At 52.7% G+C, this 18,399-nt stretch carries 18 protein-coding genes; 9 read left to right on the top strand and 9 right to left on the bottom strand.

Translation table 11 applies throughout. From position 1 onward, the window contains the following. Positions 1-46: 46 nt before the first annotated feature. Positions 47-382 (bottom strand): ArsR/SmtB family transcription factor, encoded by a 336-nt coding sequence (locus KQX66_RS04040; RefSeq protein WP_216790050.1) that lies wholly within the window; start codon positions 380-382, stop codon positions 47-49. Between the two features lie 195 nt (positions 383-577). Here KQX66_RS04040 and KQX66_RS04035 point away from each other — a divergent pair, with 195 nt between their 5' ends. The 3 genes from KQX66_RS04035 to KQX66_RS04025 all read left to right on the top strand — a co-directional run bounded on the left by KQX66_RS04035 (position 578) and on the right by KQX66_RS04025 (position 2,021). Next, a complete protein-coding gene (locus KQX66_RS04035) occupies positions 578-988 on the top strand; it encodes a VOC family protein (protein WP_216790047.1) in 411 nt (136 codons plus the stop codon). Positions 989-1,309: 321 nt separating this feature from the next. Beyond that, positions 1,310-1,588 (top strand): hypothetical protein, encoded by a 279-nt coding sequence (locus KQX66_RS04030; RefSeq protein ID WP_216790045.1) that lies wholly within the window; start codon positions 1,310-1,312, stop codon positions 1,586-1,588. 145 nt (positions 1,589-1,733) lie between these two features. Further along, positions 1,734-2,021: a hypothetical protein gene (locus KQX66_RS04025; RefSeq protein WP_216790042.1), complete on the top strand. Its 288-nt coding sequence runs from the start codon at positions 1,734-1,736 to the stop codon at positions 2,019-2,021. Positions 2,022-2,126: 105 nt separating this feature from the next. Here the strand turns inward: KQX66_RS04025 and KQX66_RS04020 are convergent, their stop codons facing one another. Together KQX66_RS04020 and KQX66_RS04015 are read right to left on the bottom strand one after the other, a co-directional pair. After that, on the bottom strand, positions 2,127-2,759 hold the full coding sequence (locus KQX66_RS04020) for an HXXEE domain-containing protein (RefSeq protein WP_216790040.1): 633 nt from the start codon (positions 2,757-2,759) through the stop codon (positions 2,127-2,129). A gap of 20 nt (positions 2,760-2,779) precedes the next feature. After that, on the bottom strand, positions 2,780-3,364 hold the full coding sequence (locus KQX66_RS04015) for a TetR/AcrR family transcriptional regulator (RefSeq protein WP_216790038.1): 585 nt from the start codon (positions 3,362-3,364) through the stop codon (positions 2,780-2,782). 232 nt (positions 3,365-3,596) lie between these two features. On the opposite strand from KQX66_RS04015, the gene KQX66_RS04010 reads away from it, so the two are divergent. The 3 genes from KQX66_RS04010 (at position 3,597) to KQX66_RS04000 (ending at position 7,303) form a co-directional block, all read left to right on the top strand. Then, complete coding sequence (locus KQX66_RS04010) at positions 3,597-5,117, top strand: M36 family metallopeptidase (protein ID WP_216790035.1); 1,521 nt, start codon at positions 3,597-3,599, stop codon at positions 5,115-5,117. Positions 5,118-5,302: 185 nt separating this feature from the next. Then, entirely contained in the window at positions 5,303-5,968 is a 666-nt protein-coding gene (locus KQX66_RS04005) for an ArsR/SmtB family transcription factor (RefSeq protein ID WP_216790479.1), read from the top strand. Between the two features lie 18 nt (positions 5,969-5,986). Continuing rightward, positions 5,987-7,303, top strand: coding sequence for an MFS transporter (locus KQX66_RS04000; protein ID WP_216790033.1), 1,317 nt, complete (start codon positions 5,987-5,989; stop codon positions 7,301-7,303). Positions 7,304-7,456: 153 nt separating this feature from the next. Here KQX66_RS04000 and KQX66_RS03995 read toward each other — a convergent pair whose 3' ends face one another. Continuing rightward, positions 7,457-10,327: an endo-beta-N-acetylglucosaminidase gene (locus KQX66_RS03995; protein ID WP_253956901.1), complete on the bottom strand. Its 2,871-nt coding sequence runs from the start codon at positions 10,325-10,327 to the stop codon at positions 7,457-7,459. Positions 10,328-10,633: 306 nt separating this feature from the next. Between KQX66_RS03995 and KQX66_RS03990 the strand changes: the two genes are divergently transcribed. Together KQX66_RS03990 and KQX66_RS03985 are read left to right on the top strand one after the other, a co-directional pair. Next, the gene (locus KQX66_RS03990) at positions 10,634-10,915 is read left to right on the top strand and encodes an ArsR/SmtB family transcription factor (RefSeq protein ID WP_054972161.1); all 282 of its coding nucleotides are present in this window, start codon (positions 10,634-10,636) and stop codon (positions 10,913-10,915) included. A 73-nt stretch (positions 10,916-10,988) separates the two neighbouring features. Continuing rightward, positions 10,989-12,179: an MFS transporter gene (locus KQX66_RS03985; protein ID WP_216790029.1), complete on the top strand. Its 1,191-nt coding sequence runs from the start codon at positions 10,989-10,991 to the stop codon at positions 12,177-12,179. Between the two features lie 58 nt (positions 12,180-12,237). On the opposite strand, the gene KQX66_RS03980 is transcribed toward KQX66_RS03985, so the two are convergent. From KQX66_RS03980 to KQX66_RS03960, 5 genes are all read right to left on the bottom strand, one after another. After that, entirely contained in the window at positions 12,238-13,002 is a 765-nt protein-coding gene (locus tag KQX66_RS03980) for an SDR family oxidoreductase (protein ID WP_216790027.1), read from the bottom strand. A gap of 118 nt (positions 13,003-13,120) precedes the next feature. Next, on the bottom strand, positions 13,121-14,314 hold the full coding sequence (locus KQX66_RS03975) for a hypothetical protein (RefSeq protein ID WP_216790025.1): 1,194 nt from the start codon (positions 14,312-14,314) through the stop codon (positions 13,121-13,123). A gap of 105 nt (positions 14,315-14,419) precedes the next feature. Continuing rightward, entirely contained in the window at positions 14,420-14,926 is a 507-nt protein-coding gene (locus tag KQX66_RS03970) for a DinB family protein (RefSeq protein WP_216790022.1), read from the bottom strand. A gap of 95 nt (positions 14,927-15,021) precedes the next feature. Then, a complete protein-coding gene (locus KQX66_RS03965) occupies positions 15,022-15,585 on the bottom strand; it encodes a hypothetical protein (RefSeq protein ID WP_216790020.1) in 564 nt (187 codons plus the stop codon). Between the two features lie 29 nt (positions 15,586-15,614). Then, positions 15,615-16,547, bottom strand: coding sequence for a hypothetical protein (locus KQX66_RS03960; RefSeq protein ID WP_216790018.1), 933 nt, complete (start codon positions 16,545-16,547; stop codon positions 15,615-15,617). A gap of 165 nt (positions 16,548-16,712) precedes the next feature. On the opposite strand from KQX66_RS03960, the gene KQX66_RS03955 reads away from it, so the two are divergent. After that, entirely contained in the window at positions 16,713-18,383 is a 1,671-nt protein-coding gene (locus KQX66_RS03955; protein ID WP_253956900.1) for a hypothetical protein, read from the top strand. Positions 18,384-18,399 lie beyond the last annotated feature (16 nt).

Genomic DNA, 18,399 nt, shown 5'->3' with positions numbered 1-18,399 from the left:
CTCTCCTACGGTTTGCCATCAGCTCACGCCGCTATACGCAGCGCGGCTATGGTTTGTCGTCATGCTTCTGTTCTGACTTCTGCAGTTCCAGCAAATATTCGTCCAACCGGTCGAACCTTTCCTCCCAAATGCGGCGGAACGACGCGAGCCACGCATCCAGCTCCATGAGCGGTTGGGGCCGCAGCCTGTAGATCCGGCGGTTAGCGACCGGCTGCATCTCAACAAGTCCCGCTTCGCTAAGGACGCGGAGATGCTTGGAAGCTTGCGGCTGATGGAGCCCAAGCCGATCGGCGATTTCCCCTACGGTGAGCGGTCCGTCACGCAGGAGCTCGACGATATGTAGACGGTTGGGCTCCGCAAGAGCACTCAAGATCGAATTCATGAATTAAATGTACCCGAATTGGAATATTCCTGTCAAGGTATATTCAAGAGGCTCTTTTGGAATCTCCTCTATTCTAGCATTCGAACCAAGCCTTGGTTTCTTATGGATTGCTATTATTTTAAATGACTGATCTGGAACATTTACGTCAATACTTCTGATGGGAACAAGTATATTGAATAAAGGAGTTGGATTAGAATGGGAAACGCGAAGCAAAAAATCACCACGTTCTTCATGTTCGAAGGCAAAGCCGAAGAGGCCATGAACTTCTATATCACTCTATTTGACCGATCGGAAATCATCAGCATACAGCATTACGGACCGAACGAAGCCGGTGCCGAAGGAAGCGTGGTGCAAGCTTTATTTTCACTGAACGGACAAGTGTTTATGTGCATCGATAGCAGCGTGAAGCACAATTTTACGTTTACCCCTTCCATGTCATTATATGTAACATGCGATACGGATGCGGAGATCGAGCGGGTATTCGGCAGGCTGTCCGACGGGGGGTTCGTTCTTATGCCGCTGGGAGCTTACCCGTTCAGCGAAAAGTTCGGCTGGGTACAGGATAAGTTCGGCGTCTCCTGGCAGTTGACTCTCGAGAAAAAATAATGCAGCCGGATGGCTCTCGATCAGGGGGCTGGCGGCTTTACGGAACGTTAACAAATGTTTACGAACCGAGGACAAAGCGCCAAGAATCGCGGCCAAGAGGCAGCGGTTTTTGGCTTTTTTGCTTCATAACCAACGTTTGAACGCCGACACGAAATGACACTAAACAACATTTTACAAAAAAATATCTTGAAATTATACGGAATTTAACATATTATTTTCTATATGAGCAATATATTAGGCAAAATATTAGTTTTTTGTAATATTTAACGTACACCTTAAATGTCTATTGCTCAAGAAAATATGTTTAGGGGGAACCTCCAAGTGAACACAAATGTAAATCCCGGGGCGAACGTGAACTACGCGAATCAGCCTCAATCCGCGCCGATCATAACGGTGAAAGATTGGCTCGTTACGTTGCTGATTTTGATCATTCCCGTCGTAAACCTTATTATGCTGTTTGTATGGGCCTTTGGCGGAGGAGCGAATCCGAGCAAATCGAATTATGCGAAAGCCGGGCTGATCTGGATGGCCATCGGATTTGTCTTATATTTGCTCGTCGGTGTTCTGTTCATAGGTCTTATCGGCAGCTCAATGAAGTAAGTTCATTCGATCAAGCGAGCCTGTGCTAAATCTCAAAAAGATTTAGTACGGGCTTTTTATTTTGCCGCCTCCGCATAGGACAAAATCCGACGGCCATACGTTATATCGAAGACCGGCTATATCCGAAGAGCAGGAGGACAGACGTTTGCATATCCCAAAAACCAAACCCACCCCCTATCCGTTCCTTGCGATATCCGCATCGGATCTCAAGAAGGCCGTTGTGATTGAGTTTATTTCCGGCACCGGGATCTACGCGATCGTCCGAAAAGTAACCGCTTCGGAGCTGCTCGCCCTTGCAGCCAGCATGGCCGCGAGCACCGCGCTGCAAAAGTGGACGGAACGGCATCGGAAGAAAAAATTGCCGGATCTGCGACCGGCCAAAGCCATCCCTTGGCCCAGCCCGGGGAACGCAACGCGAACCCGCCTAACCTAACTGCTTATATCGGCAGGTTCGGTCCAATTTTTGAGGTTTTTTCTAAATAAATAAGCAGGCCCATGCGCAAAAGTTGCATGAGCCTGCTCTGCGCCACCGCTTGCTTTACATCCCCTTCGGCTTATAGGGTCCTAACTGCTGGAGAGAAAACCGGTAACGGGTGTTCGGGTCCTTCAGCCACATATTCCCTTTGATGATCAAAAGATACACGGCGATGACAAAGTAAACGGTGCCCGCAATCCAGTCTGTCACGGTAGCCAGCCCCTGCGTCACGATATGGTGGACATACCATCCTCCCACAGGAATATGAAGAAACACGACGGCAAACAAACCGGGATTATAGAACGTTCTTCCTTTCAGATTGGCGAAAATGCCGTGCCAGATCAACTGGAAAAAACCCATAAGCATCGGAGCGAGACCAAGCCAGATCACATTCGGATACAGCAGCGGAAGCAGGTAAAAGACGTAGGCGATGACCAGATTAATAACCATGGCCGATTGCGGGTTCAGCGGATACCGGTCAGGCTGTCCGCTTTTAAAAATAAGAGCATTGAACAAGCCTCCGAAATAGCCCGGCCAGCGGTATTCCTCGAACTGATGCACCAGAATCGCAATAAAGCTCAGCCACAGCATCACGTTTATTTTCGGAATCCCGCTTCCGCTCACGAACAAGTAAATGCACACGACCAGAGCTACGAGCATCCCCAGGTCCTGCCAATACCTTCTTAAGAAATTCATGGCTCTCTCCCCTGTCCTCTTCATTTGTCATGAAAATAGCGTTCAAAGAACCAATCGATCTGCTCCCCGACCGGCAGCATCTTCACCCCGGCCCCCGATTCGAGAATCGGCTTCATGAGAGCGGGAAGGAAAATTGCGCCGAACAGCTGCGTGATCATCAACATCAATTTGTCCGGACGGTCCTCCTGCGTGATCTGCTGTAAAACGGCTTGAATTTTATGAAATCCCATCTCGCGAAGGAACTCGCCGTATTCAATTTGGGATGCGAACATGGCGGTTCCGGTGGCGATGATTCGGGAGACAAGCTCCGGATACTGCTGAATGACCTGCACGTAAAGCGTCAGAAACGTTTTTAGCCTCTCTTTCGGCGGCAAGGCAGAGTCGTCCAGCACATCGAACGTCCCGCGAAAGCCGAGCAGCATCATTTTAATCGCCTCGCTGATTAATTTTTCTTTGGAGCCGAAATAGTAATTGATCAGCGCAATATTGGTATCCGAGTGGGCAGCAATTTTTCTTATCGTAACGTTCTCGAAGCCCTCCTTCTTGATCATGTCCAAGGTCGCTTGCAAAATTTTGTCTTTGGTTTCCATTTGATCCGGCGGCATAGGCGCCCTCCTCTTCAGAAACGGCAAATTGTGTTAATCATCGTTTTAAACAACGTTTTAATCATTGTTTAAATTGATTGTATCACCCTTTTTATTCCAAGGCAATGGATCAAACGCTGCCGTCTGTGCCTAAATCGTGACAGGTTCCAAGCCCCTTATGACTGTCATATATTACAAATTAAGTAATACAATGAATTCGTAACGCATTCCTATTCTTGATGGAGGTGTTTTTATGTTCAAGCGTCACAAGCTTTGGAGGAGTACGGTGGCTGCCGCAATCGTACTCACCCTGGCGGTCCCTACGGCTATGGCGGAAACGGAAGCCCCGATCAGCGCCGAGCAGAAGCAGCCCGCCGATGCCAAAGCTGCCGCAGACCGGTATCTGAAGGAGCACGCCAAGCAGTATCAGCTCAAGGCCGATTTGTCCGACTTGAAGTATGTCACCACGATTCAAACCGACGCAGGCCATTATGTCCGTTATCAGCAAATCGTGAACAACGCCCCGGTGTTTAACCGGCAGGTAACCGTCACCCTGGACCGTTCTTTCCATAATCCTTTGGTCATCTCCGGCTATGAGCCCTACACCACGGTTCAGCAGGTGTCGCAGCTGCTGCCGTCCGGCGATTTGAAGGCCAAGGCGCTCCGCTTCGTCGAAGACCAGGCCCAGGGAGAATGGGCGCCCTCCTCCGAGGAGTACGGCTATACGATCCAGAAGGGCGTCGCTACGCCTACCTACCGTGTCGTCGTCCACAGCAAGGCCCCGTACGGCGCATGGGAAACCTACATCCATGCCGGCAGCGGTGAGCTGCTGCGCAAACGGAATTTGAACCAGCGCGTGAACGGCACCGGCAAAGTTTTCCTCCCCAACCCTGTCGAATCGCAAGGCTCCGTCGGCACCCTCAAAGATAACAACGACAAGGACTCCTCCGAATTGACCAAGCAGCTGAAATCCGTTACCCTCCAAGGCTTGGACGGCTCCGGCTACCTGCGCGGGCAATACGTCAACATTAACTCCGCCGCCAAGACGTATTCGGCCTCCAACCAATTCAACTATACCCGTTCTAACGACAGCTTCGAGGACGTCATGGCCTATTACCACATCGATACGCTGCAGCGGTATTTGCAGCAGCTCGGCTTGAAGAACGTCAACAACCGTGCCATTAAAGTAAACGTCAACGCGTCTCCGGACGACAACTCGTACTATCAGCCGTCGACAGGCGAATTAACCTTCGGTACCGGCGGGGTAGACGATGCGGAAGACGCCGGCGTCATTGCCCACGAATACGGCCATGCGATTCAAGACAATCAGGTGCCGGGCTTCGGCGATTCCCATGAAGGCGGCTCGATGGGCGAAGGCTTCGGCGATTTTCTCGGCGCGACTTATGAAGACACCACCTCCCCCTCCAGCTTCGGCAAAGCGTGCGTAGCCGAATGGGACGCCACGTCGTATTCCAGCGGCAATCCGCCATGCCTGCGGCGCCTCGACGAAAACAAAGTGTATCCGCGAGACCTCCAAAATGAAGTGCACGCAGACGGCGAAATTTGGTCCCGTGGATTGTACGATATGGCACAATCTTTCGGGCGGGACGTAGCCACCAAAATCATCATCCAATCCCACTTCTCTCTCACGCCGACAGCCACCTTCAAGGACGGCGCCAAAGCGATCAAGCAAGCCGATCTCCAGCTTTACGGCGGCCAGCATGCTTCAGATATCGACCGGATCTGGAAAGCACGCGGCATTCCCACCAGCTAGCGAATAGCGAAAAAATGCAAGAGCCTGCAGTCCGCCGTATACGGCAGATTGCAGGCCCTTTTTTCTTGCTATTAAAAGCAATTTTGGAGCATGAAAACAAAGTCTTGACTCTGCAAAATTGATCCCTTACATTATAACTATTCAATAAATCAATTGAATAGTTGAGGTGCAATACGATGGTGAGCATGGAACGAATCTGGAAAGATCAGTTATATCATGAATTTGCTCGTATTGGTAAGTGTTTATCCAGTCCCAAACGGCTGGAATTGCTTGACTTGCTTTCTCAAGGTCCCAAATCTGTGGATCAACTCGTTAAAATAACCGGGATGACTGTTGCGAATGTATCTCAACATCTGCAAACGTTGCATGAATCAAGACTGGTCCGTTCCCATAGACAAGGGAACTTTGTTATTTATGAAATTGCCGGACTTTCTGTAGCCGATTTCATGGTGTCCTTACATCGTCTTAGCGAAAAGCAATTAATAGAGGTGCAGAAGCTTAAAACCGAACTATTGCAAAATCATAGGAGTATGGAGCCTATCGGTTTAGAAGAGCTCCTTGAGCGGATGGAGAAAGGAGAAGTTGTATTATTAGATGTTCGACCACAAGACGAGTATGAAACGGGCCATATTCCAGGCGCGATATCCATACCCATGGAAGATCTGGAGAAACACTTGGCATCCTTGCCAACGGATAAGGAAATCGTTGCTTATTGCCGAGGCCCCTATTGTCTCACGTCCGCCCAAGCGGTTGAAATTTTAAAAAACAAGGGAATCAAAGCATCTCGTTTGGAAGAAGGTGTAATCGAATGGAAACGCTACATAGAACATTCAGGAATCAATAAACAATGAGAAAGGTGGTTCTAGGCGATGACGCATGAACCCCAAATCAAAGACCGCTTGATTCGCCAATACATAGCTTCCCCGGATTTGCAAAGGAAACTGTATAAGCGTTCCCTCCTCATCGTAGTCCTTTCCCAAATTTTTGGAGGTGCAGGGCTTGCCGCCGGGGTAACCGTCGGAGCGCTTCTGGCGCAAGAGATGTTGGGAGCAGAAAGCTTGGCGGGGGTTCCTTCTGCCTTGATTACCCTTGGTTCTGCTGCGGCCGCCTTATTGGTAGGGCGACTATCAGAGCATTACGGACGCAGGCTCGGCCTTGCAGGAGGATTCTTCGCCGGGGGGCTTGGCGCATTAGGAGTAATAGGGGCAGCAGTAAATCATAGTATACTGCTTCTGTTCATATCGCTGCTTATTTACGGTGCAGGAACCTCAACAAACTTACAAGCCCGTTACGCCGGAACAGACTTAGCTATGCCTAATCAGCGGGCAAAAGCAATTAGCATTGCTATGGTTTCGACTACCTTAGGTGCAGTTGCAGGTCCAAATATGGTAGATGTTACAGGCCATTTTGCAACTTCCATTGGGATTCCAGCGCTTGCAGGCCCGTTTATCCTGGCTGCAGCAGCTTATATTCTTGCCGGAATTGTCTTCTTTATTTTCCTGCGTCCCGATCCCTACGTCGTTGCAAAGGCTGTGTTTAAGTCGCAACAATCCATGGGACAGGGTCAAGGAGCCGATGAGGGTACAAGGGTTTCCAAAAGCAGCAACAGCGGCTTGATTGTCGGAGCAACCGTCATGCTTTTAACCCAAATCGTTATGGTTGCCATCATGACAATGACACCAATCCACATGAAGCATCACGGCCATAGCTTGGGAGAAGTAGGATTAGTCATCGGAATTCATATCGGCTCGATGTATTTCCCCTCGCTCATTACAGGCGTTCTGGTTGATAAAATCGGTCGTACAGCCATGTCGATTGCTTCGGGAGGCGTTCTATTGCTTGCAGGCATTACAGCTGCAGCAGCTCCACCGGATTCTATGTTGGTACTTATTATTGCTCTATCGTTGCTTGGAATCGGTTGGAACTTTGGCCTAATCAGCGGGACAGCCATCATTGTAGATTCAACCGACCCTACCACGAGGGCAAAAACTCAAGGAACGATTGATGTGTTGATTGCACTTGCCGGGGCCTCGGGCGGCGCGCTATCCGGTATGGTTGTAGCTCATTCAAGCTATGCGACCTTGTCGCTTGTTGGCGGAGGACTTGCCCTTTTGCTAATACCTGTGGTTATCTGGTCTCGAAGTAAATCAAATGTAACCGGAGAAAATGCTTCATTGAATTCCTGAGGTAATAGAGGTTACGAAGGGGTGGGGTATCCACTTCCGTTTGCTTCTCTATTTTGTAAATGACCACCTTCTCAACACTCTAAGGCCTCTCGTCGCATAGGACGAGAGGCCTTAACGTACCCGCAAGCTTGAAGGAAACGCGCTTACCTTGAACTATTGGAACTGGAACCAGTCCACATCGGCGATGCCGTTATCGCGGACGCTCCATTTCGTATAGTTCGGGTTTTTAAAAGTCACATGAACGTTCTGCTTCCCGGTAACGGGCTTTTTCAGATCGACGGTATAGTTCTTGTAGAACGGCGCCAGTTGCTTCGCGTCCACCGGCAGCGCCACATCTGCGATGAGCTCGCCCTGCGGGCCGCCCAAGCGTACTTCGACCCGAGTATCCTTCGCCAGAACGGCCGCCCGGACCGTTAGCTTCGACGCTCCTTTTGCCCCGAAATCGACATCTTTAAACGACAGCCAATCGGCAAAATTCAAGTCGCGGACGTTCACATAAGTACCCGGCACGAACAAGCCGTTGGACTGATCGTATTTTTCCGCCTGCAGGACGACGCCGTTCTGAGGAATTTCCGGCGCCACAACCTTCACGCGGATTTCCGTCTTCACGCCCGGCTGGCCGTTGACCGAACCTGTCTGCGCCGTCAACACCGCATCGCCCGGGCCTATCGCGGTCACTTTGCCCCGCGCATCCACTTTGGCGACAGCCTCGTTGTTCGATGTCCAAGTGACGTTTACATTTGCTGCCGTGGAAGGCATGACGCGGATATTGACATAGTTCGTCCACCCGGTTTCCATCGTCAGCTTGTTGTCCTGCAGGTGCATCGCATGAATGGAAGCTGCGGCAACCGGACCTTTGTTGAATTGAACCTTGTCCCCGGTTCCCCATTTCCAGGTCAGCGCCTGCGGCTCGCTCGCCGTTCCGTCTTTGCCGACGGCAACCAGCTCCAGCTTCACTTCATTCTCGCCGAGACGAGGAAGCGACTTGATGTAATACATTTCGTCGTAAATCCGTCCGACCCATTCGCGCTTGCCGTTTGCCACGCGCATAAGGTCGTAATACCAAACATCCTGCTGCTTCGCGTTGAAGTCCCACTTCACGAACATCGCGGCTTGATTGTCGTCGAACATCGCCTTCTCGACCCGGAAGCCCGTCGGAGCGGCAGGCGCCTGCGGTTTCTTGCCGTCCGTCAGCTTCAATTCTCCGATGTTGGCCTTAAATGGCACGTCATCCGCCGATTGCGAACTGACGCGCAGACTAATTGCTGCGATCGTGCGTCCCTCGAACGGCTTCAGCTTGGCCGTAGCCGTGGTCCAATCGTCACTCGGTGCGGCTTTCAAATCGACGGCGGCCGGATGCTGCGGGTCGTCCTTGAACGTAAGCAGCGCCTGAATGTCGGCGGCCTTCTTCAGATGCCCTTGCGCCTGACCGTTGCCTTTCTTGTCCGGCAGCTGGACGTCCGATTTGTACGTCAGCGACAGCTCCACGTCTTTGGTCACCGGCAGCTCGGTTTTGTACAGATGAATATCCGAAGCATGGCTCGAACTCACCGTACCTTCCACCTTCAAGGAAGAACCGCCGTTCCATGCGGTTTCGTAGTCGTATCCGACCGTCAGCGGCTTGCCTGCGGACTGTGTCCACCACTGCCATGTCGGCAGGATATCCTGCGCCGCCATGTTGTTCCACTCCGTATCGCTGGCCTTCCGGCCGTTCACGAAGAAGTCGAGTCCATGCCCGTTGTTGAAGCGGGTCACGAACGGATAGGAGCCGATAACGGAGCGCTCCGGTATGTAATGGGCGATTCCCGGCCAGCTCTCATATTCGGTGCCGACCGCCCGGCCGCTCTCCGCAGGATTGCCCTTCGGTCCCGACCAATAGGCCTGTTCGCGCTTCTCGATTTCCGGCTGCATGCGGATATCGAACGGATTAGGACCTTTGTTCCAGACCATATCCGTGCCGAAAAGCGCTACGCTCGTCCGGGGCGTACGGGAAGCGTCGTTTTTGAAAATCGCATCCAGCTCCAAACCGCGGTCGAAGCGGAATTTGTCGTTTTCGATGCCGGCAAAGAGCGAGGCATACGGATCAAGACCAAGCTTGCGCGCATGGTCCGCGCTGCTCTCCAAGCCTTGCGGCGTATAGGCGTAGTTCATGAAAATGCTGTCGTTCGCGCGCTTTCCGTCACGCTCGTCCAGCAGCCACGGCGAGTTTTCCTTGTTGAATCCGTTTACATAGGAGACCTTGCCGTCCACGGTCAAGCTATCGTACCAGCTCATATACAAGCCTTGGCTGCGCATATATTTCAGCATTTCCATCAGCAGAGCCGCATGCTCCTTGCTGATCGTCGCTTCTTGGTTAATAAAATATCCGTCGAAGCCGAAATATTTCGCCATTTCGATCATCTTATCGGCCACCGGGAATTTGCCGTCCGGCGTCTTCTCGACGAGTTCCGCAAAATTGATGTTGCGCGGCCAGAACCAGCCGCCCAGACTGATAACCCCGTTGCGGTGGGCCGCATCGGTATAAGCCGGATTGGGCAGGTTTACCACGCCGTAATCCCGCTTGCCCTCTTCGGTCGGAGATCCGTAAACCGGCAAGCCGTGCCAGGAGGCATAAATGTCCTGATACTGCCAATATTTCAGCACGTTGCGGCTGAAGCTGTCGTTATAGCGGTACCCCTCGAACCATTCCTCCTTATCGTAGTCGGCGGAAAGATTCATCACTTGGGCCGTACTCGTTAATTCCGGATGAGCCTGCGTCGGCTGGAACGCTCCGATCCGCTTCGCTAGCGGAACGCGGGAACGAAAATACTTCGCATACGGGTCGTTCTCCGGAGTCCATTCCTTAATCTGCTTGGCGTTATAGCCGTACAAATAAGGCTGCTCCGGCCCTTTCGGCGTTTCCATCGCCAGGGCCGCTTTCGGCCCTAACATCAGAGTGGACGCCATAACGGCCGTCAACCCTATTGATACCGCTTTCGTGACGGTGCGAGAGAAAGCTTTTTTCCGTTTTTTACGTTCTGACATAATGCACCTCTCTTCGTTTGTTCCGGCCTGGTACCATTCTTGCCATTGCTGCAGCTGCCAATCCATGGAAAAGAAACGACTCGTCTATTCCACCCTAACACCGGTTCGCGGCAGCAGTAAAGTGGCCAAACAAAAGATTTCATGGACATATTAAATGATTGTAAGCGCTGCCTTCTTCCGTTTCCTTTCCGGGACCGGTATGCAATACGCTTATCCCGTCAAATTTCCTATTTACATTTGCGGCGAGGTATGATACTTTAATTTCGATACATATAGAAATAATACACGGGCAAGGATGAGGCAACGATGGAGCATAATAACGCGGAACTGCAGCAAGCTGTCAAAATATACAAAGCTCTCGGAGAACCGACCCGGCTTAAAATCGCCCTGCTGCTGACGGAAGAAAGGAATCTGTGCTGCTCGGATATCGGAAGCAAGCTCGAATGCGTTGCGGGCTCGACGCTGTCCCATCATTTGAAGCAACTGACGGATTCCGGCCTGCTCAAGCTCCGCAAGGACGGCACGTATATTTATTACAGCGTGAATCGCGAAATCGCCCAGAAGTATGCGCCGTATTTGCTGGAGTAGTTTTTTTTCGGTTTTATTTCTATGTTTGTAGAAATATAAAAATAATGGAGTGGAGAGAGGAGTTTCTATCATCATGTCAAGCACGTGGAAAATTTACATGCTGGCCGTCGTCAGTTTTCTTGTCGGCACGTCGGAGTTTATTATCGCCGGGATTTTGGATAAAGTCGCAGCGGATATCGGGGTCCCGGTGTCCGCTGCGGGTCAGCTCATTACCGTATTCTCGCTGGCCTATGCCTTTGGGACCCCTATTCTTATGGCGGCGACCGCTCGTCTGGAGCGGCGCAAGCTGCTGCTCTACTCCCTCGGCGTCTTCGTCGTCGGAAATGGAATGGCCGTGCTGCTGCCGGGATTTGAATTTCTGATCGTTTCCCGGATCATTCTCGCGCTCAGCACCGGAGTATTCGTCGTGACCGCCTTGACCGTCGCTTCCAAGCTGGCCCCGCCGGAGAGACAAGGACGCGCCATCGCGACGCTCGTCATGGGCTTCAGCACCGCTCTGATCGTCGGTGTCCCTCTCGGGAGGGTCGTCGCCTCCGTTTACGACTGGAAGATAACCTTCGCCGGAATCGGCGTGTTGGGGCTGCTTGCCATCCTGGCCGTCTCCTGGACGATTCCGCAGACGGATGGTGAGGAACCGGTACCACTGCGCAAACAGCTCGCGCTGATCAAAGAGCCGCGAATCGCCGTAGCTTTGCTTGTCACTTTCTTCTGGATTTCCGGCTATTCCATCGCTTACACCTACATTTCGCCGTTCCTGCTCACGGTGACCGGCATGAGCGAGCAAGGCGTAAGCGCAGGGCTGTTCGCCTTCGGAATCGCCAGTCTGATCGGCTCAAAGCTCGGAGGCTACGGCACCGATAAATGGGGCGTCCCCCGTACGCTGATCGGAGGCATGCTTCTTCACGCAGCGTCTCTCGTACTGCTGTCGCTAGCCGCCTACTCCCCGGCGGCCGTCTTCCCGCTGCTCATGCTCTGGGCCTTCTCCGCATGGTCGTCGGGTCCGACCCAACAGTACTATTTAATGACGCTTGCTCCCGAAGCATCCGGTATTATGCTTAGCTTGAACAGCTCGGTGCTTCAGTTGGCCATGGCTGCCGGCGCAGGGATCGGCGGTGTCGTCGTACAACAGGCCTCGCTGACCTCCATAAGCTGGATCGGAGCGGCAGGCGTCGTCGTCGCTGCATTGACGGCAGCCGCTTCCCTTGGCATCACCCGCTCCCACCGTCTGGCAGAAGAACGGAAGCTTCAGCAAGCCGGAGCTTAAAAAAAAATAGCAAGCCGGTCATAACACGGATGGACGTGTTGGACCGGCTTTTTTATGTTTACAGATGCGTGCCTCCGCTGACATCGATGCACTGGCCGGTAATCCACCGGCTGTCGGGAGAAGCGAGGAAAGCTGCAACGTCCGCAAGATCCTCCGGCTGCCCCCACCGGTCAAACACCGAAAGACCGGCGGCAAATTTCCGCCCCTCCGGGTCCTGCAAGGTTGCGGTGTTCATATCCGTATCCGTGATTCCGGGCATGATCGCATTGATGGTGATATTACGCGCTCCCAACTGTTTGGCTAAGGCCAAGGTCATCGTGTTGATCGCTCCCTTGGTCATGCTGTAGCCGAGAAGGTTGGGAAAAGCCACCCGCGTTACCGACGACGAGATGTTGATAATACGCCCCTCGTCATTCAGACGGGGCAAAGCTTCCCGGATGAGGAACAGCGGCGCTTTGACGTTGATGGCCAGCTCTTCCTCGAAAAGCTCCTCCGTCAAATCCTCAATGAAGGCGGTTTGCGCGATTCCGGCATTGTTCACGAGAATATCGAAGCGGTTATCGCCCGTGCGTGCCCGCAGCGCTTCATCCATGGTTCCCATCAGTTCATATACGCCGTCGGCCGATTTGAAATCCGCCCCAACCGCAAAAGCCGCCCCGCCCTTTTCCCGAATCTCGCGAACGACCTCTTCAGCCGCCTCCCGGTTCTTGGCATAATGTACGGCGACCAATGCCCCTTCCTGCGCGAGACGCAGCGCGATGCCGCGTCCGATCCCCCGGCTTGCTCCTGTCACCAAAGCTGCCTTGCCTTGCAAATTCCCCATATTTTCCAACCCCTCATGCTCGATTAACAGGTTCCCCTGCTCATCCTAGTTATAGCACAAGGCGGTTTTTGTTATGTTGCTCTCTCATTCATCGAACCGCAGCCGGGAAACCCGCAGCCTACTGCTTCACCCACTCGGTGCCGCTAAATGTCTTGATGTGATACCAGACCGCGCCTTCCGGCGACGTCCATTTCTCGAACGCCTGCACCTCCTGCGGGGAAAAGAAGCCTTTAAGATGGGCCATTTCACCGGTCGCAGGAAACCGATACGTCTGCGTCTCGGCCGTAAGCTTCACCGTCTCTTCGATCGGCACGATCCCCTCGGGCCGTTCCAATAGCGCCCGCTTCAGATTTACCCACTTCAAGCCTGCCGGCGTTTCCAGCTGCGTCCATTCGCCTACGCTCTGCACAGCTTTGTAAGCTCCCGGCTCCAACCAAACATTCCGATCATAGCTAGGCATCCGTTCCTCAAAATATCGCGTTTTCGTGGTCAGCTTCACAGTCTCGTTCAGCGCTTTATAATCTTCCAGCACTTCATTTTTAGGCTTGATCCACCGCTCGCCTTGCGGAAGCTGGACCTTGTACCAGGTGATCACAGTGAAGGCATACGGCGAATACTGCCATTTGGCAAGCGCATGTACGACGCCAGGTTCCACCGCTTCCCCTTTCCCCTCTTCATACGGCACTTCATAGGCGGTTTCGGCGCCTGTCAGCTTCAGATCATAATCGACGGATTTAGCATAAACATTCTCCATAAGAGCAGGACTATGAATCCATTTCGGCCCCATCCATGTTGTTTCCACTTGGTACCATATGCCCGATTGTACGTGAGCTCTCGGCGATTTGATCACGTATTTTGGTCCGTAACGAAGCTCTGCGATAGTCACAATTTCCTGAGGGGCCAGCGACTGCCCCGTGTCCGTCTCGACGTCAGGGCGGTCGAACAACCGTGTGGTGCCGATGAGTGTATGCGTCTTCTTCCGTTCCTCGTAGGTCCCGTACAGCACTCTCTCGTCGTCACGAATCCACCGGTCTCCGAGCCAGGTCCGCACCTTAAGCCATTCCTCCGGCTTCCGCTCATCGAATAAATTGAATGGCGCGCCAGGCGCAAGCAGCACGTTCTGATACGGCGAAATCGAGCCTAGCGAACGGCCGCCGCCTCCCTCCCGAGCGTACAGGTCCGTCTCACCGATAATCACGAAGCTTCTCTGGGGCTCCTCAGCGTAAGCGGCGACAGGATACTTCACTGTGGCGGGCAGCATCAGCAGCATGGCGGCCCATACCGGGGCAAGCTTCCTCAAGGCTTTCCTCATCCAATGTCAATCCTTTCCTGTTTTTGTAACAGACGCGCGGCAGACAGGAAAGTTGCGAAGGTTTATGAAACTTCATGATACGGCTTGGCAGCAGGCAAGCCTGCCTCAGGCTCGATTCTGATACCAGAACAAGGCATACTCCGTCATGACCGAGGCATGCCCCATCTGACGCAGCATCGCCGAAATATTGCCGCGGTGATACGTCCCGTGATTCACGACCTGCATAACGATTTCCGATAGACGGGTTTCCCGGATTCCGGCGTACGGATTATCTAGTACGATCGCCTTTTCCAGGTCGGCTTGCTCTCTGAAGAATGCTCTATACCGCTCGGACAAAGCGGCGAACATCGCCTGTAACCCCTCGATGCTCTGCCTCTCCGCTTCCTTCGTCACTTGCTCCGCCTGTCCCATCGCTTCTTTCATTGCTTTGCCGGCAGCGATCTCCAGCCATGAATTGTCAACGGTATATATATGAGCCATTGCTTTCGATACGGATGGAAAAATGCTTACAATCTCCTGCTTGTATATATCTTGCGGAAGCTCCTTCAACCGGTTAAGCATCGTTTGATTCGCCCACGCATGGTACTCATACATCGTTACGGCATTTGACATAAGTGATTCCCCTTTGTTTTTTGGATTATATGGTTAGTATACAAAAAGAAGTATGACAACAGGGTGGCATACTTCGCATAAAGCACTTTTTATTTTTATTTCAGCAGTTCCAAATCAGCCCAAGTTTTGGAGCGGTTCTGAGTCCAGTTCGTCAGCGTATTGCTGTGCCGGTGAATCGTGTAGATGTCGCCTTGGCTGTCTCGATACAGCTTTAGGTCGTCTTGCCGGTCCGGAGCCTTCGCAAGACGTTTCAGCTTCAGCTCCGGTGTTGCCTCATAAAAGCCGTCTTTGTCCGGATCGAACGGTTCGACAGGCGGCATCCATGGCCCTCCCGCCCCATAAACAATGGATTTTTCTTCCGTAAAGGGCTGCCCGTATAGCCGCACAACCATCCGCCCGTCGCGGTCCGCAGCGCTTCTCGTGGGACTTCCGAGCCCGACAGGGCTTACGTCCTGTTCATTCCACACTTCGTTGGCAAGACGTATGTTCCCTTCCGGGTCCATCAGCGCCAACAGCGCGGAACCGCCATAATAAAGACCCCGAAAAGGCATCCGATCCCGCGCGATCCATACGGTGCCGTCATTATTTTTTAGGACGCGCTGCGGCTTATAAGGATAGTTCGAGACTTTGCGTACGCTTCCGTCAATAATCGTGAACAACTGATAGCGGCTGTACGGCGGCGGGCCTTTCACAGGCAGAGGGAAATAGGAATATACGGCAAGCAGCTTCCGCCTACTGTCGATATCGTACAGCGTCCCCTCGATTTGAAGCGTGGTTCCGCCATATTGATTTTATCGTCGTCGTGCACCGGCCCAAGCGGCAGCCCTGCGTAAGACAAATTATCGCCATCCCGCTGGATCACTACGCTTTTCCCTTCACTTGCCTGCGTCTCTGCCGCCTGCTTGGCTTTCTCGCGAATCGCATCGGCCTGCGGCGGGTCGAGCCATACCGGGTGCGTTTGAAACGTTTTGTCCACCTTCAGCACCGCGAGCATTCCGCCTGTTCCCCGGTGGGCATCAATATACAGCGCCTCGGCGTCGTCATAAACGATTTGCCGCATCACCGCGTCCTGTCCGCTCCAAATGGCCAGGCCTTCCTCGCTGCTCCACTGCAAGTCCATCATGAGCGCCATATGGGCAAATTTCCAGGTCAGCGGCATATACGTTACATTGCGGAATTCCAGAAAAGGATACGGCTCTTGTCCGTTATCGATCTGGTGGCCCCATATTTGAATAGGATAAGAAGCCACTTTCGCCGAATAGGAGCGGGTGAGCGAGTTTGTGGTCGCCGGATTTTGCGTGAGCCTGCTCTTTTCCAGCGCCGGATACTTCCCATAAGAGGTGGCGCAGCAAGTTCTATAAACCTTCAGACCTTCTTCCTCGCTCCAATCGACATCCAGTTCAAGCTCTTGAATCAAGCCCCAGTTCAGCGGCACATAAGTGATATCCTTGTACACCACGAACGGATACGCAACCTGCGTGTTATTCACGATTTGGCCGTTGACCTTCACCGGAAAACCAGCAATGCGAACCTGAACCGTGTCTCCCTCCGCCTTCGCCGTACTTGTCAGCATGGACAACATCAGCAGTGCGCTCAGCCATGTAAGGAAAATTCGTTTCAACAAATGTCATCTCCTCGTTCCTGCTCTTTTGATGCAAACATGAACTTAGACGCAGTTCTTGTAAAAAACTGACAGCGCTTGCCGAATAAAACGTTTCTTCCGCTTCAGGAAGCTGCTAGAATATGGTATTATAGCAAATTGACAAAATGAATAAGGAGACGGTGCATGCGCAACAAATCAACTCTGGCCTTCCTTATGGGAATAGGCCTGTTGCTGGCCGCGGCCGCTCACGGGAACGCCTCGGAATATGCGGATACCCCAACGGAGCCTGCCGATGCCATTCGCATTCCTCGGACATTGACGCTACTTGAAGATACGCCGTATTATGTCATTCCGAACGCGCTGGTGAACAAAGCCGAGGGAGCCTTCTCCCCGCAAACGGTTGAAGTCATCGAAGCCGAAACGCGTTGGGCGGAAATGCCGAATTGGTGGAAGATACATACGACCTTTGGTGATAAATGGATCAAGGTCGATCCCGGCAAAATTGACGTGCCGCCTCCCCCGAAGATCACTTTAATGGAAAATACGGCGATCTATACCAAAGCCAGTACCCAGCTACAGCCTTCCGCCGTTTTGTCTCCCCAGCAAGTGGAGGTAGTCGGAGCGGAGAAGCAATGGTTTTACAGTCCGAAGCATGACGAAAACGAATTAAAATGGCTGAAAATCCGTACGTCCTGGCTCGGTGACCAATGGATTCGGCTTCCGCTCAAGCAAATCGGCTCTTATTACAGCCATACTAAGAAAAAATATTATGGGGGCGCCGAATTTAGCAGCGTTCCCCTGTGGAACCATGTCGCGGATTCTTCAGCCTCCCATCGGCAGATCCGGGATCAGATATTCACGGAGACGGGAGAATTCCAATCTCCCTTAGGCAGCTTCTATCAAGTGGAGACCCCGGAGGGAACAAGATGGACACGTTATCCGGGCGAGTTTGCTACGGAAGCGAACGAGACGATCACAAGGCGGCAGTCGGCACCTCTGTATCCTTCGCCGTCTCCCTATAGCGGTAAGCCCAATGTAGCCGCTCCCCAGACGCTAACCGTTTTTGAGAAAATCGAAGCGAATCCGGTCCGAGACTGGGAAGGAACCTGGTATCATGTCCGGGCAAACGAAGGCGAAGGCTGGTTCAATCCCAACTATGCAGATCCGGAAGACGCCAAGCCGGACAACACCGAAATCGATCTGCAGTCGGATAAAACATGGCTTTACCAATATCCGGACAGCTCTCAGCTGCTGAACTACGGGGTTCTCGGCCCGCAAAAGATTCGTGCCTCCGCAGCCTGGACGGCCCCCAACGGAACACGGTGGTTTCAAATCCCCACCTTCCTTGGAAACGCATGGATTAACCTAAACCCTACCCGTGACCGGCTTCAGCTTCCGGGACGTGAGCAGGATATGCAAATTTCCGGGGAGATAAGCCGTAAGGGAGCTATATACAAGACAGATAACGCGCTTACGTTTGGGGATGCAAAAGTAGGATATGAGCACGATAGAGAGCTGTTTTTCCATTCCGGCGTTGTGGCGAAAATGTACCAGTACACCGTTACAGGTCCAGATCGGGAGAACGGATGGACCTTCGCCCATCCTTCGGGTTATTCCTTCCGGATTAAGGCCGGGGAGAAAAAGGCTGCGATTTCGTGGAAAGGCGAACCCCGCCGCAGCGTCATTTTATCGGCGGCTCCGGTCGCTTCCGCAGATAAGGAAGCGCCGGATCTGAGGATTGACGAGATGAGAACGTTGTTCGGCGCCTCGACCGAAGTTACGCCGAATCATAGTGAGGGTTGCTACATTCTGCCGAATATACGCTTGGCGCTTTTAACCCTCCCACCGAGGTGAAAGGGAACCTTCTGCA

The sequence above is a fragment of the Paenibacillus oleatilyticus genome, from assembly GCF_018998565.1.
GTDB lineage: Bacteria > Bacillota > Bacilli > Paenibacillales > NBRC-103111 > Paenibacillus_G > Paenibacillus_G oleatilyticus.
Note: the sequence above shows the minus strand (reverse complement) of the source record. Positions and strands in the feature narration are given on the sequence as shown.

Excerpts from the sequence above, each read along its gene's own strand:
- KQX66_RS04005 (WP_216790479.1), top strand. The coding sequence starts at position 5,303 with ATGGAACGAATCTGGAAAGATCAGTTATATCATGAATTTGCTCGTATT.
- KQX66_RS04035 (WP_216790047.1), top strand. The coding sequence starts at position 578 with ATGGGAAACGCGAAGCAAAAAATCACCACGTTCTTCATGTTCGAAGGC.
- KQX66_RS03985 (WP_216790029.1), top strand. The coding sequence starts at position 10,989 with ATGTCAAGCACGTGGAAAATTTACATGCTGGCCGTCGTCAGTTTTCTT.
- KQX66_RS04020 (WP_216790040.1), bottom strand. The coding sequence starts at position 2,759 with ATGAATTTCTTAAGAAGGTATTGGCAGGACCTGGGGATGCTCGTAGCT.
- KQX66_RS03980 (WP_216790027.1), bottom strand. The coding sequence starts at position 13,002 with ATGGGGAATTTGCAAGGCAAGGCAGCTTTGGTGACAGGAGCAAGCCGG.
- KQX66_RS03975 (WP_216790025.1), bottom strand. The coding sequence starts at position 14,314 with ATGAGGAAAGCCTTGAGGAAGCTTGCCCCGGTATGGGCCGCCATGCTG.
- KQX66_RS03955 (WP_253956900.1), top strand. The coding sequence starts at position 16,713 with ATGCGCAACAAATCAACTCTGGCCTTCCTTATGGGAATAGGCCTGTTG.
- KQX66_RS04015 (WP_216790038.1), bottom strand. The coding sequence starts at position 3,364 with ATGCCGCCGGATCAAATGGAAACCAAAGACAAAATTTTGCAAGCGACC.
- KQX66_RS04040 (WP_216790050.1), bottom strand. The coding sequence starts at position 382 with ATGAATTCGATCTTGAGTGCTCTTGCGGAGCCCAACCGTCTACATATC.
- KQX66_RS03970 (WP_216790022.1), bottom strand. The coding sequence starts at position 14,926 with ATGTCAAATGCCGTAACGATGTATGAGTACCATGCGTGGGCGAATCAA.
- KQX66_RS04000 (WP_216790033.1), top strand. The coding sequence starts at position 5,987 with ATGACGCATGAACCCCAAATCAAAGACCGCTTGATTCGCCAATACATA.
- KQX66_RS04010 (WP_216790035.1), top strand. The coding sequence starts at position 3,597 with ATGTTCAAGCGTCACAAGCTTTGGAGGAGTACGGTGGCTGCCGCAATC.
- KQX66_RS03995 (WP_253956901.1), bottom strand. The coding sequence starts at position 10,327 with ATGTCAGAACGTAAAAAACGGAAAAAAGCTTTCTCTCGCACCGTCACG.
- KQX66_RS03990 (WP_054972161.1), top strand. The coding sequence starts at position 10,634 with ATGGAGCATAATAACGCGGAACTGCAGCAAGCTGTCAAAATATACAAA.